At 40.9% G+C, this 17,195-nt stretch carries 8 protein-coding genes; 5 read left to right on the top strand and 3 right to left on the bottom strand.

Features of this window, described 5'->3' with window-relative positions:
* Window positions 1-341: 341 nt before the first annotated feature.
* From glmS to J2W55_RS00150, 3 genes are all read right to left on the bottom strand, one after another.
* Complete coding sequence (gene glmS / locus J2W55_RS00160; RefSeq protein ID WP_310090576.1) at window positions 342-2,180, bottom strand: glutamine--fructose-6-phosphate transaminase (isomerizing); 1,839 nt, start codon at window positions 2,178-2,180, stop codon at window positions 342-344.
* Window positions 2,181-2,492: 312 nt separating this feature from the next.
* Complete coding sequence (locus tag J2W55_RS00155; protein WP_310090574.1) at window positions 2,493-3,545, bottom strand: response regulator; 1,053 nt, start codon at window positions 3,543-3,545, stop codon at window positions 2,493-2,495.
* A gap of 475 nt (window positions 3,546-4,020) precedes the next feature.
* Window positions 4,021-5,535, bottom strand: a complete 1,515-nt coding sequence (locus J2W55_RS00150) for a PAS domain S-box protein (RefSeq protein ID WP_310090572.1) — start codon at window positions 5,533-5,535, stop codon at window positions 4,021-4,023.
* Window positions 5,536-6,103: 568 nt separating this feature from the next.
* Between J2W55_RS00150 and J2W55_RS00145 the strand changes: the two genes are divergently transcribed.
* The 5 genes from J2W55_RS00145 (at window position 6,104) to J2W55_RS00125 (ending at window position 16,869) form a co-directional block, all read left to right on the top strand.
* Entirely contained in the window at window positions 6,104-6,391 is a 288-nt protein-coding gene (locus J2W55_RS00145; RefSeq protein ID WP_310090571.1) for a hypothetical protein, read from the top strand.
* Window positions 6,392-6,699: 308 nt separating this feature from the next.
* Window positions 6,700-7,572, top strand: coding sequence for an alpha/beta fold hydrolase (locus J2W55_RS00140; RefSeq protein WP_310090569.1), 873 nt, complete (start codon window positions 6,700-6,702; stop codon window positions 7,570-7,572).
* A gap of 138 nt (window positions 7,573-7,710) precedes the next feature.
* The gene (locus J2W55_RS00135; RefSeq protein WP_310090567.1) at window positions 7,711-8,280 is read left to right on the top strand and encodes a dihydrofolate reductase family protein; all 570 of its coding nucleotides are present in this window, start codon (window positions 7,711-7,713) and stop codon (window positions 8,278-8,280) included.
* Between the two features lie 320 nt (window positions 8,281-8,600).
* On the top strand, window positions 8,601-12,266 hold the full coding sequence (locus tag J2W55_RS00130) for an ABC transporter permease (protein WP_310090565.1): 3,666 nt from the start codon (window positions 8,601-8,603) through the stop codon (window positions 12,264-12,266).
* A gap of 421 nt (window positions 12,267-12,687) precedes the next feature.
* A complete protein-coding gene (locus tag J2W55_RS00125; RefSeq protein WP_310090563.1) occupies window positions 12,688-16,869 on the top strand; it encodes a hybrid sensor histidine kinase/response regulator transcription factor in 4,182 nt (1,393 codons plus the stop codon).
* The last annotated feature ends 326 nt before the right edge of the window (window positions 16,870-17,195 follow it).

The following is a 17,195-nucleotide window of genomic DNA, read 5'->3' as shown; positions in this document are numbered from 1 at the left end:
GGTAAAATTGAACTTTAAAGGCAGAAAATTTCCTATGTGTGAACCTTGATAAAAATATTTCAAAAAACATAAAAAATCCGCACCCGGCTATGCCGTTAATATGGCTTAAATGCCGGCAATTTATCATGTGCGTGGGCAGCTTTTAAAGAGGTCTGTTTACATTCATATTTATACAGATCTGACGAAGCAAAACAGCAGAAATATCGGGTAGAATCCGGCGCTTTTACCCGGTTATATCCAACAAAAAAAGAGCTAAGAATTGCTTTAATTCTTAGCTCTTTGCAAAATAGATATTATCTATTTAAATGTATTTATTATATATTTTATCTATAATATTGAAACTATTCCACGGTAACCGATTTGGCGAGGTTGCGTGGCTGATCAACATTGCAGCCCCGCATTACAGCTATGTGGTAAGAGAGCAATTGCAGCGGTATAGTCGCCAGAAGCGGAAGGAACGCCTCATCAGCATCTGGTATTTCAATACAATAGTCAACCATTTTTTCAACCTCGGTATCGCCTTTGGTTACAATTGCAATAACTATTCCCTTGCGGGCTTTTACTTCCTGTATGTTACTTATTACCTTTTCGTACGAGGAATTTTTTGTAGCAATAAATACAACCGGCATTTCCTTGTCAATCAACGCGATGGGCCCATGTTTCATTTCGGCAGCCGGATAGCCTTCTGCATGGATATAGGAGATCTCCTTTAACTTTAGCGCTCCTTCCAGCGCAACCGGGAAACCGCTGCCGCGGCCCAGGAACAGGCAATTGCGGGAATCTTTAACCTTCGCAGCAATATCTTTGATCAATTCATTGTTGGCCAAAACTGTTTGTACCTTTTCGGGTATGCTGTTCAATTCCGTTAAAAGGCTTGTAAGTTTTGATGTGGTAAGTGTACCTCTTTGCTGTGCAATATAAAATGCCATCAATGTTAATACCGTCACCTGGGCGGTAAACGCCTTTGTTGAAGCTACTCCTATTTCGGGACCGGCATGTGTATAAACACCCGCGTGGGTAACACGAGGTATAGATGCGCCTACAACGTTGCAAATGCCAAAAATTGTGGCTCCTTTATCCTTTGCAATCTCAATAGCCGCCATGGTATCCGCGGTTTCGCCTGATTGTGATATGGCAATTACCACATCTCTTTCATTAATGATGGGATTACGGTACCTGAACTCAGAGGCATACTCAACCTCTACAGGGACACGGGCATATTCTTCAATTAAATACTCGCCGGCTAAACCTGCATGCCATGATGTACCACAGGCAACTATGACCACACGTTCAACATTCTTTAATTTATTCGCATACTCTTTAATGCCGCCCAATGCTATTTTACCTTCTGCAGCATTGATACGCCCGCGCATACAATCTCGTATTGACCGTGGCTGTTCGTATATTTCCTTCAGCATATAATGGTCAAAGCCGCCTTTTTCAAGCTCTTCTAACTTTAACTCCAGCTCTTGTATCAAAGGGGTTTGAATTACATTGTCCAGGCGTTTAACCAATAGCTCTTCGCGTTTTATCAAAGCTATTTCGTTATCCTTTAAATAAATTACATTTTTTACATATTCTACAATAGGGGTGGCATCAGATGCAATAAAATACTCGCCATTACCCACGCCGATAACTAACGGACTACCTTTTCTGGCGGCAATTAGCTGCCCGGGGTTTTCCCTATCCATAATTACAATTGCATAAGCACCAATAACCGAATTTAAGGCCAGGCGAACAGCCTCAAACAGGTCGATCTGTTCAATTTCCTGTATCTCCTGTACCAGGTGGACCAGAACTTCGGTATCGGTATCGCTTTTAAACTCATGCCCGCGATTGATCAACTCTGCTTTAAGTATCGAATAATTTTCAATTATACCGTTGTGGATAATATGCAAACGCTTGTCGTTTGAGCTGTGTGGATGCGAATTAACGTCTGATGGAGCACCGTGGGTTGCCCAGCGCGTATGGCCCATCGCTATTTTTCCGCTTCGGTCTTTACCTTCAGTGAAATCTTCCAGGAATGATACTTTGCCGGCCTTTTTATAAATATTAAAGCCGTTATCATTAATAATTGCTATACCTGCACTATCGTAACCACGGTATTCCAATCTTTTTAAACCTTTGAGTACTATGGGCCATGCTTCACGGAACCCAATGTAACCTACAATTCCACACATAAGCGTTATTTTAATTTTTAACAATTCTTGTTTGTTAAAAATTAAATATCGTTACCTGTTTTGGGTTTTACCATGACCATTATCACTTTTAATAATGACATTTATCACGATTATTATAATAAGCATTTGATAACAATAATCACCCGAGGCATAGGGAAATAATACGGGACAGGATGGGTATGAATATTAAATTAAATGCGTTTTAACGGCTTATTTGAGTATAAAGCCATTGCTTTATGAAAAGCTTAAAAAACTAATTCCGGGGAAGAAAAAGTTTATATATTGCTGATGAGCAGCAAATAGTTCTGCTCATCAGTTTTTTATTCTTTCAAGGCGGTTAAGCTCAAGTATCATGATATGACCGGATTTTTTTTCGATCAATCCCTCATCTTTAAAGTTTGTTAAAGTGCGGCTAACCGTTTCCAGTGCCATGCCGGCCATACCGGCCAGTTCTTCCCTGGATATTTTCAACAGCATGGGATCATCTGATTTCTTATTTAATCTTAACAGTACCTGCGCCAAACGTTTTCTTACCGAATTATAAGCAAGTTCTATCATTTGGTCTTCTTTTTCGCAAATGTTGTTTGATAATATCCTTAAAAACTGTTGGCTAATAGCCGGGTACCTGGTAAGCAGCGATAAAATAATATCTTTAGGGAGCAGGCATACCGTAGCGTCCTCAACTGCCACAGCTGTTTCTTTAAAAGCTTCATTTAACAGCAGCGCACTTACACCTAAATAATTATCGGTTTTATACAAACCTGTCATAAACTCTCTGCCATCATCAGATAGCTTCATGGTTTTAATACATCCGTCAAGAATAAGGTAGATACCCGTTGGCTGGTCACCATCATAATACAGGATCTGCTTCTTTTTGATCTGGCGTATTTTTCTGCTCGCTATTAATGCTTTTAATTCCGCTTTCTCGTCTTTTGAATTGTTGGCTAAGTTGTCAAGGCTCTGCAGTGCTTTAGTAAAAGAAATTTTCCGTATTTCATTTTTCTTCAGCCGGCTTTCAATTGCGTTTACCAACTCAATGTGGTTAAAAGGCTTAATTATATAATCGTCGGCACCCATCTCCATCCCTTTTCTAAAATCGAGCCGGTCTGTTTTAGCAGTTAGAAAAATGAAAGGGATAACGGCGGTTTCCTGATTTTTACTTAGTAATTGCAAAACCTCAAACCCATCTAATTCTGGCATCATAATATCACATAATATTAAATCGGGCTTTAATTGTGATGCCATGTTTACTCCAACTCTGCCATCGTTTGCCTGGATTACTTTATAGCCTGCATCCTTTAATATTTTAGCGGCGACGGTTCTCATCAAATCCTCGTCATCGATAATAAGTATACATTCATTCATGTCAATAAGGTTAACGTTATTGGGGGTGATTCATTTTCAGTTTTGAACTTGCACAGATAATTTTATTTAAAACTTCACTTTTATAAATCTTGAAATTGTAATGTTTCTGATCTTCTGCGGGAGTTACCAGTTCATATAAAAATTATTCACATCAATAATTTTTTATACGAACCTGCGTTTCCAACAGGAAATATATTCGTGTCGGCAATAAATAATCGTCTATATCTCTATTTTGACGGTTCTTGACTAATTGGTAGGGATAAACAAACTTACATTTACCATTACACAATATCTACTTGTAAAAGACCAATTTATACCTGTAGAAGACCAATTTTTAACGTTTAGTATATTAATTTATCAATATACACGTAATAAGGAGATGGTAAAGGGTTTTACCAATAAAAAATAACAAGCTAAAACTTTGAAATTCAGCTATAAAAAAATAAATATACCATTTTAGTTGCTCAAAATGGTATTACTTTTTGTTTTTAAAATTGTGGAAATTAGTAATGTCATGAAATATACCTGCTATGGCCTCGCAGGTTCCGTTTAAAACTTCGGGATATCCAATTACACGCACCCTTTTTAAATTACCCTTAAAGGTAATTAAGTCAACCTCTATATCAAATGGCAAACCATTTTCAAATGCCTTGTTAAATGTTTCTTTTACTAAATCACGGCTCTTTCCTTCTTTATATAAGTTAAGATTGATGCTCGATGCGGGATCTGCATTCTCTGGCGCTTCCAGTATTTCTTTTGTTATTTTGCTCCAGGTAGCTGCATTTTTTTTGAAATTCTTATTCCATGTTCCAATCCGGGCAATTTCATTTGTTTTGTTGAGAATTTCCAATATCCTGATATTTTCCAGGTCTTTCAGTTTTAAGGCCGAAATATCTTCAGTGCAAATCAATAGCCCCCCTATTACATTTTTGTAATTATACCAGGGCCTGATGTCCCATTTTATCCAAACCTTAGAACCATCTGCCCTTTCTATAAGCTCTTCATCGCATTTATTGATTTTGCCATTTAGTGCTGTTTTATAAATATCATCAAACTTTGATTTCAACTCCGGAAAAATACCTTCATGAATAGTGCCCGCGAGTTTAGCCTCATCATAATTATAATCTGTTATCCATTTGTTTGAAAATGCAAGATATTTCATTTCAGTATCAAGCATAGCTATTGCAAACGGCGCTTGTGAAACAAAGGTTTTATACTGCTCATCTGTTGCCTTCTGTATATTTTCAATCAAATTATTGGCGCTTTTTGTGCTCAGATACCTTTTATAACAGGCTGAAAAATTGGATGGGTTAGAAAAATTAAATATTATAGCGAGCTGTTTTTTGCTGCATTTTTTCTCCTCTAAATATTTTTCTGCCAATGCCATTTGCAGGTTCCTGTAATAAGAAAAAATACTGGAGTTAAATTTGGCTTTAAAATCTCTTTTAAGTTTTGATTCAGAAATGTAATGCTGTTTGGAAAGTTTGGTAATCCCGGGAAAACCGGTTAATAAACTGGCTTTTAATGTTCCCGTCACTTCTTCAAGTATCTTTCCGCCAAAATCTGTCTCACTGTCATAATCATGCTGAATATTTAATTGATTGTACGGCTTTCTGTCAAAATGTTTGGTTACATCTTCTATGTGGACAAAAAATCCCCTTACTTCGCCATTTTCATAGTCAGGACTATAGGTTGCTACAGCTGTTCTTGTTTCTCCCGACGGAACTTTTATATCAAGTTCAAAGCGCTGTATCCTGCCTTCCAGAACTCCCGTTATATAGGGTAAATTGTTATAAAAAAGCTCGCCAAACAGGTCCTGCATCTTAATTTTATCAATCATTTCATCCCTACGCTTGCCAAACCACTCAATGTACAGTTGGTTTGCATATCGGCAAACCAACTCACGGTCCCAATATGCAAGCATAGCTATGGCATGACTATCCGCTTCAAAACCCCAGGCAACAAGTTTATTATTAATGTTCTCAGGCATAAGTTTAGGTAAATTATGGCAACATAAAAGTCAATTTTATATATTGATAAAATAGTGATAGCCGTCACTTTTATTAAAAAGGCGACTTGTTTATACTTTAATATTTAATAATCTTTGGTTGGTTTATTCTCGCCTAAGCGTAAAAGCTATATAAAACTACCTGTTTATATCAAATTATCATAAAATTTAATGTCATTGGGATTTTCAGCCTACCAGAATAACTTATGAGTAAACTTTAAAAACAAAAAAACGACGATGATCTGGTTATAGCAATTGACGCCAGTGCCTGCGTTTTACCGGGATTGGGTGTAACGCTTTCAACGTTTTTCCTTCAGCCCATAGAAACAGCCAGCTTAGGAGCAGTGCGACTAACATAAAGAACCAAAAGTCATTAAATTGCGGTATGTTAGTTCTGGTAAATTTTTCGCAATTAATTAGGATATTTACGATGATAGCAGGTTTGCTACCAGTAATGAATCGAACTATGCACATGGCAAGTTCATGATATCGGTAAAAGCTTCCTGTACACTCACGTTTTAACGCTTATTTTCGAAAAAATTAAAGCCCAATGAAAACTTTAGCCGAATTTAAAGCCTCATTAAGTTCAGAACAGCCTGTCAGCGGGCTCTCTGCACAGTTAAAAAGCCTTTGGTATGATGGCAAGGGCGATTGGCACCAGGCACATGCACAGGTTGATCACCTGAACGATCAGGCATCAGCATGGGTACATGCCTACCTGCACCGGAAAGAAGGTGATATCGGAAATGCCGATTACTGGTATAGCAAGGCACGGCAAATTCGCCCGAACCTATCTTTGGAAGAGGAATGGGAGCAATTAGTATTACAATTTCTTTGATCAGCCGAACTCAATAATTTCTATTTGACAGGTGCAGTAACGCAACCACATAACAAATTATGGCTGCCTTACTGCTAACTTACTTACTCCTCAACGGTATGAGCTATTCATATTTTAAAACATAACATCTACCTAAATTAAGCACTTTAATCATGCAGAAGCAGTTCGATATCCCCCATTTCCTATATAACAATAATAATATTGTCGCTATTCACCCCTTAAGTTGTCGTTTTTACACAGCTTAAAATCCTTAAATGATCTTGATCTTCGTATTGTCAATAAGTCGTAAATAACTTAAACCACCTTATATGAAAAATTTATTTAAAACACACAGTCCTCTTAAATCAATACTACTAATCGCAGTCATGCTGTTTACAGCATCTCTGTCAAACGGACAAATCAAACCAACCCACAGCGGCTACGCCCCTCTTAACGGTATCAAAGTTTATTATGAAGTATATGGCGAGGGTAAGCCCCTGGTTTTGCTGCATGGTGCTTTTTATACCATTGAGATGAATTGGGCACAATTAATACCTGAATTATCAAAAACAAGAAAGGTAATTGCAGTTGAATTGCAGGGACACGGGCACACTCCGTATTCTGACAGAAAATTAGACATTGCTACCCTGGCCAGTGATGTGGAAGGAGTAATGAATTTTTTAAAAGTTGATAGTGCCGACGTTGCCGGATATAGCATGGGTGGATCCATAGCTTACCAGCTGGCAGTAAAAAGCCCTAAACGGGTAAGAAAATTAGTGATCATTTCTTCTACCTACAAAACAAGTGGCTGGTTGCCCGTTGTAAATAATGCGTTTAAAGGTTTTAAGCCTGAATTTTTAACAAATACTCCAATGAAAACGGCGTATGATGCAGTAGCGCCTGACAAAACAAAATGGACGAAGTTTTTAGAACAGATGATTGCTTTTGCTGGCGAGCCCTTTAACGTGGGTGATGCCAATATTGCGAAAATTACTTCACCGGTATTGCTTATATCAGGCGACAATGACGGCCTGGACAAAGTGGAGTTGATGAAAACGTACCAATTACTGGGAGGTGGCATATCTGCTGATTTGGCACCGATGCCAAAATCACATTTAGCCATTGTTCCGGGGCAGAGTCATGTCAGCTTAATGCAGCAGACGAAAACGATATCAGATCTTCTGAACGGGTTTTTACAATAACAAAATCGTACCTGGTATTTAATATACAATGACTGCTAAACTATTGATAAGTTATAGAAATAAGAAATCAAGAACTTATCAGGAGTTCATTTTTAAAAAAATATTAATGGCAGATTTATCTAAACTAATTATAAGCAAATGAGAAAGATCAGAATTTTTGAACATGTCTCGCTGGATGGCGTGATAGAACATGACGGGGACTACACTTATGGCGCATGGACTACACCTTATCGAAGCCCTGCCGGGGCAGCAACGCTCTTTGAGGCATACGGCCCTAACTTTGACCTGCTGCTTGCCCGCCGCACCTATGATATATTTAGTGGCTTTTGGCCTAATGCCGGAGATTTCCCAATGGCAAATGCTATAAACGCTGCAACAAAATACATTGCAACCCACAGGCCCGAAAGCCTGGAATGGGGTCCGGTAAAGAATTTGGGCGAGGATGTTGTAGAAGCGATCCGCGATCTAAAGGCAACGGACGGCTCCGACCTGATCGTTGTGGGAAGTTCCACACTAACATCCCTGTTGCTTGACCAGGGATTGGCCGACGAGGTTGTGCTCATTACCTACCCCGTTTTGCTTGGTCGTGGTAAACGCATATTGTCTGATAGTATTGACGCTCGCGAACTTGCTTTTGTTGAATCCAAGACCACACCAACGGGTTTGCTCATCAACACTTATCGACACGTTGGACCGCTGAAATCATAATATTTTTCGCTGACTTGGACGGCTGAGCAAGCGAGATTCTTATTATTATTTATTTGTTAAGCCCGGTCGGCATATTACCAAACTCTTAAATAACGCCCTGATATAAACATGTATCGGGGCTTTGTGCTTAGATCTCCGATTCTATATCGTGATAATTTCAGACTTGTTCGCGTCAAGTTCAAGATCGATCTGATGATGGTCATTCCATTCATCCGAAAGCGAACAGATGTATGTTCGGTTGTGTTACAGTGCATGTATGAAAAATAACGTAATATACTGAATGTAAATATGTTGTAAATTTGGAACGGGTATTGAGCCCTTTGAGTAAATTGAAAACCTATACATTCCATATCAACATCTGCGACCTGGTCTTTTTGGGAGCCATTTTTCTCGGCTTGGGCTCCGCCGCGCTTTTATGGTTCAAAAAAAGGCCGAACCAAATTGCAAACCAATTTTTTACCCTGGCACTGCTCGTTATCATTTTGTATATAACCCGCCTGTTAGCCATTGATATTGAGCTAACAACCTATATTCCTTATTGGAGCCGGTTGCCAATGCGATTTTCGTTGGGATTTGGCCCCCTGATATTCCTTTATGTGCTTAAAGTTACCCGGCCGGAATATAAATTCAACTCAAAAGACCTGCTGCATTTCATTCCATTATCGCTCGAACTGGGCGCTCAGCTATTGGAGATTATAGAAAGTACTACCACGGGAGCAGCCACTTATGATACACTCGTGTTTCACCGGTTGAACCCTGTATTACAATCGCTTACGTTTACGTCGGTCATTGTCTATTTGTACGCTTCACATAAGTTGATTGAGAGCTTCTACGGACGTCTGAAATTTAATAACAGTGACCGATACCGGTACGAAATGAAATGGCTGCATCGTTTGCTAACCGGTTTCGGCATTTTGTGGGTATGCTGGATGCTCGTCGCCGGCACAGATTATTTTTATTACCACTATCAGTTAACTTCACATGCCTATTATCCATTGTATCTCCTTTTAGTGATATTTACTATCCGTACAGCAGTTATCACCTTTTTAAAACCTGAAGCAGGCCAATCGTCAGTTGCATTGCCGGTTTTCAAACCAGCGCTGCCGGCGGAATACCGGCAGAAGGGTACGTGGCTGAAGACAGTCCTGAAAGCCAATCTGTATTACCAGGACCCGGAGCTTAATTTACATTCACTGGCTGAAAAAATCGACCTGCATCCCAATGAATTATCCCGCATAATTAACACAGTACTGAAAAAAAACTTTAATGATCTTATTAATGAGTACAGAGTTGCAGATGTAGTCCGTAAAATGCAGGACCCGGCTTATAACCACCTAACCTTGCTTGGGATTGCATTGGAATCAGGATTTAATTCGAAAACCACCTTTAACCGTACTTTTAAGCAGTTGACCGGTAAAAGCCCGGCAGTGTATAAACTTGAACTCAAAAAAGAGCGACCATATTATAATTTGGAACGCCAGCCACGTTTTAAGACAGTAATTTTAAACCAGGAAGCGGCTCCGAAGTGGACCGTTAAGAAATTCAATCGCAACGTTATGTTTAAAAATTACTTCAAAATCGCCTGGCGTAACCTGCTACGCAATAAAAGCTATGCCACCATCAATATTACCGGCCTGGCCATAGGTATAGCCGCCTGCCTGCTCATATTCCTGGTTGTTCAATATGAAACAAGCTTTGATAACTTCCATGTTAATAAAGACCGGATCTATCGTATCGTGACGGTAAACAGCGGCCCTGATGGTACACATGCCGGCGCGGGGACGCCATTACCACTTATTGAAGGATTGAAGCTTGATTTCCCGCAAGTAAAGCAATTAGGTAATATTATGAAGAATGACGGATCGCACTATGCGGTAGATGACGGGCGCAATAGTGGTTCATTGAAAAAGTTTAAAGAAGATCTGGCCTACTATGCTGATCCCGGATTCTTCCGGATTTTTGATTTCAAGTGGCTGGCCGGAGATAAAAATACCGCTTTGGCAGAGCCTAACACCATTGTATTATCCCGTGACGAAGCTGATAAGTTTTTTGGCGATTGGCGTACCGCAATGGGGAAAACAGTGCGATACGAAAACAAACGTGATTTTAAAGTAGCCGGCATCCTTGAAAATACCCCTGCCAATACGGATTTCCCGATGAAGCTGGTTGTCTCCTGGGTCACGCTCATCGGAAAAGGAGGGGATTTTAGCGGCAATGCACAGGATTGGGTTAGTACTTTCAGTGACAGGAATTGCTATATCATTTTACCACCGGGCGCAAACGAAAAACGGTTCAATACCGGGCTTGCAGCGTTCGCCAAAAGGCATATACCGCCGCCCTACAATAAAAATGAAATCTTTCAATTACAGGCATTGAAAGATATGCATTATAACACGGAAACAGGTTTGTACAGCGGGCACTCCTTTAGTAAGCAATTGATCAGTGTGATCAGCCTGATTGGTTTATTCCTGCTGATCATAGCCTGCGTTAACTTTATCAACCTGGCTACCGCCCAGGCCGTAAACCGTTCAAAAGAGGTTGGCGTACGCAAAGTTCTGGGCAGCAACCGGTATCAATTGGTTCTTCAATTTATCAGCGAAACCTTGATCATTACTTTATTTTCAGTTTTACTGGCTTCAATAATCTCGGTTGTGGCCTTGCCAATGTTGAATAACCTGCTGGAGATCCAGTTGAGCGGGGGCTTTCTGGCTGATCCAATAGTGATCTTGTTTTTGGGAGGAGTGGTTATTGGAGTTACTTTGTTGGCCGGGTTTTATCCGGCATTGGTGTTATCCGGCTTTAACCCGATAGAGGCATTGAGAAATAAGATCAATATGGCGCGCGTGAGCGGCATTTCACTGCGCAGGGTATTGGTGGTAGCGCAGTTCTGTATAGCGCAATTCCTGGTGATCGGCACGCTGGTATTGATCTACCAGATGAATTATTTTAGGAACAAATCGCTCGGGTTTAATAAAGACGCTGTCGTCACGGTTCCTTTCCCTGGTGATAGCACCGGCAGAGCAAGGGTGAACGCATTGAAAGATCAGCTTTTACAGCAATCGGGAATAAAGGAGGTAAGCGTTAGCCTGTACGGCCCGTCTGACAACGGTGGTTGGTTCAGTGATTTTAAATTCAACAATGCGCCCAAACAGGTTGATTTCGCCGCTTCCCTGAAATGGGCTGATGCCGACTATTTCGGCTTATACGATATCCAATTTTTGGCCGGCGGCCCATATAAGAAAACAGATACCGTATCAGGTTATGTTGTTAATGAAACGCTGATACATAAGCTTGGTATTACCGACCCAAAACAGGCCATAGGCAAATACATTATGCTATGGGATGATAAGAAATTAAACGCGCAGATCACTGGTGTGGTGAAAGATTACAATGTGGCCTCACTTCGTAACGCTATTCCGCCTGTATTAATGGGCTCGTGGAAGAGGCAGTATTCAAAATTGAATATCAAAATTCATCCCCAAAACGTGAAGCAGACCCTTGCTGGTATTGAGAACCTATGGAATAAAACTTTCCCGGAAGGAATGTATGAATATCAATTCCTCGACAAAACAATCGCTGATTTTTATAAAAACGAGGACGAATTATCTACGCTTTATAAAATATTTGCGGGGATAGCCATATTCATTTCCTGCCTTGGCTTGTATGGTTTGGTATCATTCATGGCTTTACAACGCACTAAAGAAGTAGGCATACGTAAAACGTTGGGGGCCTCTGTGGGGCATATTGTGTATTTGTTTTCCAAAGAATTTACGGTGCTTATTATCATCGCCTTTGCCATATCAGCTCCCATTGGCTACTATTTCATGCATCAGTGGCTACAGGGTTACACGTATAGGATCAATATCGGCCCTGATATATTTATCTTGGCCATATTAGCGTCGGTAGCCATTGCCTGGACAAGCGTAGGCTACAAAGCTATAAGAGCGGCACTGGCTAACCCCGTGAAAAGTTTGAGAAGCGAATAAAACCCAGGAGCATTAATAACCCGGAATAAGGGAGTTAGGGATAAACACTTCCCTACCTCCCTTTTTTCCTAAAAAACCAGCACGCATATTCTCGCCGTTTTGGCAGTTTCTCAAGCAACTTACTTCTTCCAAAAAACAGAAGCGGTAAAAAAACAGGCAAGCAGCTGTGCCTACAGGTCTCGCAGTTAAAAAATTATTGGCTTTGCAATATATTTATAAGTATCATTTTTCAATGGATTATTTATAATAAACCTGATACCGCTTTTGCCTCGTTTTTACTTCATTATTCATCTACTTTTGTATTTTACAAAATAGTGCATTCCATTTCCGATATCTAAATAGAATAGCTAATATTAGCATCAGAATTTTTTTTATAAAATTGCAATCGATTGCACTTATATACCAATTATTAAAACTAACCATGTGCAGGAGTATCAAACCATATTTAGTGGTGTTAGTGTTATGTTGTGGGATGATCGGCATTGCCACAGCTCAGGAAACTTTTAACCTGACTTCGTACACCGTAAAAGAAGGGCTTTCGTCAAATACCGTAAATAGTATTGTTAAAGACAGCTATGGATTAATGTGGTTCGGCACCGCTAATGGCCTTACCAAATTTGACGGAAATAATTTTACAACCTACCGTCACGAAGCGGGCAATAAAGTTAATTTTCCGACAAATGAGATCCTGAGTATTTGTGAAGACCATAACGGACGACTTTGGGTTGGCCTGAGCGGAAGCGGTATACGGTGTTACGATAGAAAATTTGACCGGTTCCAGGCTTACAACGGGGACGGCTCCTGGCCTGACATGCAAAAAATATCGGTTAGGGCAATATATGAAGATCATCATGGCATGATGTGGGTTGGTACATACGGAGACCTTAGGATGTTTGATCTGCATACCGGACATGTGACCAGACTACCAATAACCAACATCAACGGCGAACAGATGGAACATATCGTGGTACTGTCATTATTTGAGGATAGCCGTAACCGAATGTGGGTGGGTACCAATATGGGCTTGTTATTATATGACCGTCAAACCAAAACCTTTCAAAGATTTAAGCATGACGCCAGGGTTTCCGGTACGATAACCAATGATATCGTTAAAGCTATCATAGAAGATAAAAATGGCGATATATGGATCGCCACCTATTCTGGATTGAACAAAATGCTAAGACCGGGAATCTTTAAAGCGTTTAATAACAAACAATCCAATAGCCTGACTAATAATGCAATTTTCGCGGCAAGCGTAGACAATGACGGCAGGATATGGCTGGGTACCGAAGACGGAGTTAACATTTTTGATCCGCGCTCCGAGTCATTTCAAGTCTTACGGCCTGATCCGCGGAATCCCTTCAGCCTCCGGAGTAATTCTATACGCAGTTTTTACTTTGATAAAAACGGAATTTACTGGATTGGCACGTATAGCGGCGGCATCAGTAAATATGACAAGCATTTAGCTTTATTAAACCTCAAACAGAGCAATCCTTTCGACCCATCAGGGCTAAAGTCTCCTTTTGTTACAGCTTTTGCAGAATACAAAAATGATCAGGTTTTCATAGGAACCGACGGCGGCGGCCTCGAACTGTTTAACAGGAATACCGGGTTAATGACTCCGGTTCCAATCCACAGCAAACTGGATCCATTGAAACATGGTCTGGCGATAATGACAATGTTTATGAGCAGAAACGAACAATTATGGGTTGGAACTTATCGTAATGGCCTTTTCAATATTAATCCGACTACCGGAAAATGCAGGCAGCTTACCTATGACGGTACGGCCCGGGGCTTAAGCCAAAATGAAATTACGGCTCTCGTTGAAGATAAAGCGGGCCGCATATGGATCGGCACACTTGGGCATGGTGTGGATGTTTACGATCCGCAGACTGGCTTGTTTAACAGGGTAAGCAGCAAAAATACAGCCGGTGACAACTATCCCAGGCTCCCGTTAAACGATTATATCACTTCGCTCACGTTGATGCCCAACGGGGATATTTGCATCGGCTCTATGGGCACCGGTTTAGCTATTTATCATCAGCAGGCGCGAAAATTTACGCTTTATAATAAGGCGAACAGCGGGCTGGCCAATGATGTGGTTTCTAACGTATTAAGCGCAAATGATCATTCACTGTGGGCCGGTACAAACGGCGGGCTCTGCTTTCTTGACGCAAAAACCGGTAGGTTTACGGTATATAGTGAAAAAGACGGCCTGGCCAATGCCTATGTAAAAGCAATTTTGGAAGACGACAACCACCTGCTTTGGATGAGTACAGACCGTGGCATAAGTTCGTTTGACCGGGAAAAGAAACTTTTTAAAAACCTGAACGAAGAAAATGGCGTTCAGCAGGGTTCTTTTATCACTTGTTCGGCATTAAAATTAAATAACGGCGACTTGTTTTTTGGCGGGCAGGACGGATTCAATTATTTCAACCCCAACAAACTGCCCTCGCCGCCAACGCAAGCTAAAGTGCTGCTCAGCCAGCTGAAGGTGAACAATAACACGGTTACCCCAAACGCAAACGGCTCGCTAAAAGAGCAAATCAGCATTGCAAAGGAAATCGTTTTGCATTACGGCCAAAATTTTTCGCTTAATTATGTGGCTGTAGATTATACCGCCCCAAAGCAAAACCTGTATGCCTACCGGCTGGTTGGATATGACAGGGATTGGAACTTTGTACGTCAGTCCACAACCGCAAGTTATACCAACATGGATCCTGGCACCTACCTTTTCCAGGTAAAATCAAGCAACAACAGCCGGCAGTGGAATACACCGGTAACCCAGATCAAAATAGTTATCCTGCCCCCTGTTTGGCGTACAACCTTTGCCTATTCCATTTATTTCCTGGTTATTTTGGCAAGTCTTTATCTTATCCGGCGCAGGGGCATCAACAAATTACGCAGGGAATTTGAGGCCCGTCAGGAAAAACTGCGGGTTCAGCAGTTGGTTGAGGAGGAAAGAAAACAAGCTGAACGTTTACATGAACTGGATATGCTTAAAATCCGTTTCCTCACGGATTTGAGCCATGAATTCAGAACGCCGATTTCGTTGGTTATGGCTCCGGTTGAAAAATTACTCGATAAAGATTTCGGTGAAAGCGATAGAGGCGACCTTAAAATGATCCACAGAAATGTTCGCAGGCTTTTGAACCTGGTCAATCAGCTACTGGATTTCCGTAAGATGGAAGAAAACGGGCTTAAACTTTGCCCGGCAAAAGGTGATGTGATCAGTTTTATAACCGAAGCGGCAGAATCTTTTAAGGACATTGCTGCAAAGAAACATATCCGGTTGCTCATCAAATCGGCATGCCCGTGTTGGTTAACGCTGTTTGATCACGAAAAACTGGAACGGATCATCTTTAACCTTCTTTCAAATGCCTTTAAATTTACTGCCGACGGCGGATCAGTGACTATTGAAATTAACATTGAGGAGGCGAAGGGTAAATCGCTGCTCCGGTTGGAGATCGCTGATACCGGCGTGGGTATCGCACGGGCTGATATCGGGCGTATTTTCGACAGGTTTTATCAATCAGACAAAGTCGGTGCCGTTTTGAACCAGGGAACGGGCATCGGATTATCCATAACAAAAGAGTTTGTTCATTTAATGGACGGCCAGATCTCCGTCGCAAGTGAAATAGGCAAGGGCACTAAATTTACAATTTCCCTGCCGCTGCCCCAACTTCAGGATTTACAAAAAGCGCCAGGCCTTGTTCAGGAAACTTCGGGTTTAGGGGCGGTGATTGAAAATAACAAAACTGAAGCCGACTTTGATACCGGCACAGTTATGGAGCCAACAGCCGAACAATTGACCACCATATTACTTGTTGAGGACAATGACGAATTCCGGCAGTATTTAGCGGAACATCTCGGAAAGTATTTCCGGGTTCTGGAGGCTGCTAACGGAAAAGAGGGCTGGCAGAAAACCTTAAGTGCGCACCCGCAACTGGTTGTAAGCGATATTAACATGCCGCTAATGTCAGGTATTGAACTTAGCCATAAGATAAAAGCGGATAAGCGTACAACTCACATCCCAATCATTATTCTCACCGCGATGACAGGTGAAGAAGAGCAGCTAATGGGGCTGCAATCAGGTGCAAGTGATTATTTAACCAAGCCTTTTAACTTCCAGATCCTGCACACAAAAATCAATAACCTGCTCAATCTGAACAAAACCTTAAAGGATACCTATTCCAAACAAATCCAGCTGGTTGGAGAGAATGTTGCTATAGAATCAACTGACGTTAAATTGCTTAACAATATCCTTAAGTATATTGAAGCCAATTTAAGTGAACCTGAATTATCTGTCGAAGACCTGAGCAAGCACGTAGGCATGAGCAGGGCCTCCTTGTATTATAAAGTAAGGGAGTTGACGGGCTTGTCACCTAATGAGTATTTGCGTTCGGTCAAACTTGAGAAAGCGGCTGTTTTGCTTGAGTCCTCGGGCCATAATGTAGCGCAGATTGCATATATGACGGGCTTTGGCACGCCGAGTTACTTTACAAGAATGTTTAAAGCAAAATTCGGTATTCTACCATCAGAATATTTGAATTCCAAAAAGAGTGAACGGCTTAAAGTTACTGCCGCCGAATTAACTGCTTAAAAATCGGTTCCCCGTTTAATCGACACGCGGCATGTTGAGCTGGCCGCACGCTACCCCGGTCGGGCGCTGACTGTGCTCTTAGCCACTATTGATGCCGAATAAAATGTGACATAACCGTTGTCAAAACGGAAACAATACTGAATTTACATTTATACTACCGACATTATGATATAAAATTCTGATAATTAAAAAGTTAATCAACTTCTGAATCAATAGGAAGTTGAATTTTCCTGTTGGCCGCTAAACATTTGTAGTAGCATTTTAGCAATTCATTATATAATAAAGATGCCAAACGACTGATCTTAGTCACGGATTTTAAAGCAAAA

It is taken from the genome of Mucilaginibacter pocheonensis (assembly GCF_031456535.1).
Taxonomy (GTDB): Bacteria; Bacteroidota; Bacteroidia; order Sphingobacteriales; family Sphingobacteriaceae; genus Mucilaginibacter; species Mucilaginibacter pocheonensis.
Note: the sequence above shows the minus strand (reverse complement) of the source record. Positions and strands in the feature narration are given on the sequence as shown.

Excerpts from the sequence above, each read along its gene's own strand:
- J2W55_RS00155 (WP_310090574.1), bottom strand. The coding sequence starts at position 3,545 with ATGAATGAATGTATACTTATTATCGATGACGAGGATTTGATGAGAACC.
- J2W55_RS00125 (WP_310090563.1), top strand. The coding sequence starts at position 12,688 with ATGTGCAGGAGTATCAAACCATATTTAGTGGTGTTAGTGTTATGTTGT.
- J2W55_RS00145 (WP_310090571.1), top strand. The coding sequence starts at position 6,104 with ATGAAAACTTTAGCCGAATTTAAAGCCTCATTAAGTTCAGAACAGCCT.
- J2W55_RS00140 (WP_310090569.1), top strand. The coding sequence starts at position 6,700 with ATGAAAAATTTATTTAAAACACACAGTCCTCTTAAATCAATACTACTA.
- J2W55_RS00150 (WP_310090572.1), bottom strand. The coding sequence starts at position 5,535 with ATGCCTGAGAACATTAATAATAAACTTGTTGCCTGGGGTTTTGAAGCG.
- J2W55_RS00135 (WP_310090567.1), top strand. The coding sequence starts at position 7,711 with ATGAGAAAGATCAGAATTTTTGAACATGTCTCGCTGGATGGCGTGATA.
- glmS (WP_310090576.1), bottom strand. The coding sequence starts at position 2,180 with ATGTGTGGAATTGTAGGTTACATTGGGTTCCGTGAAGCATGGCCCATA.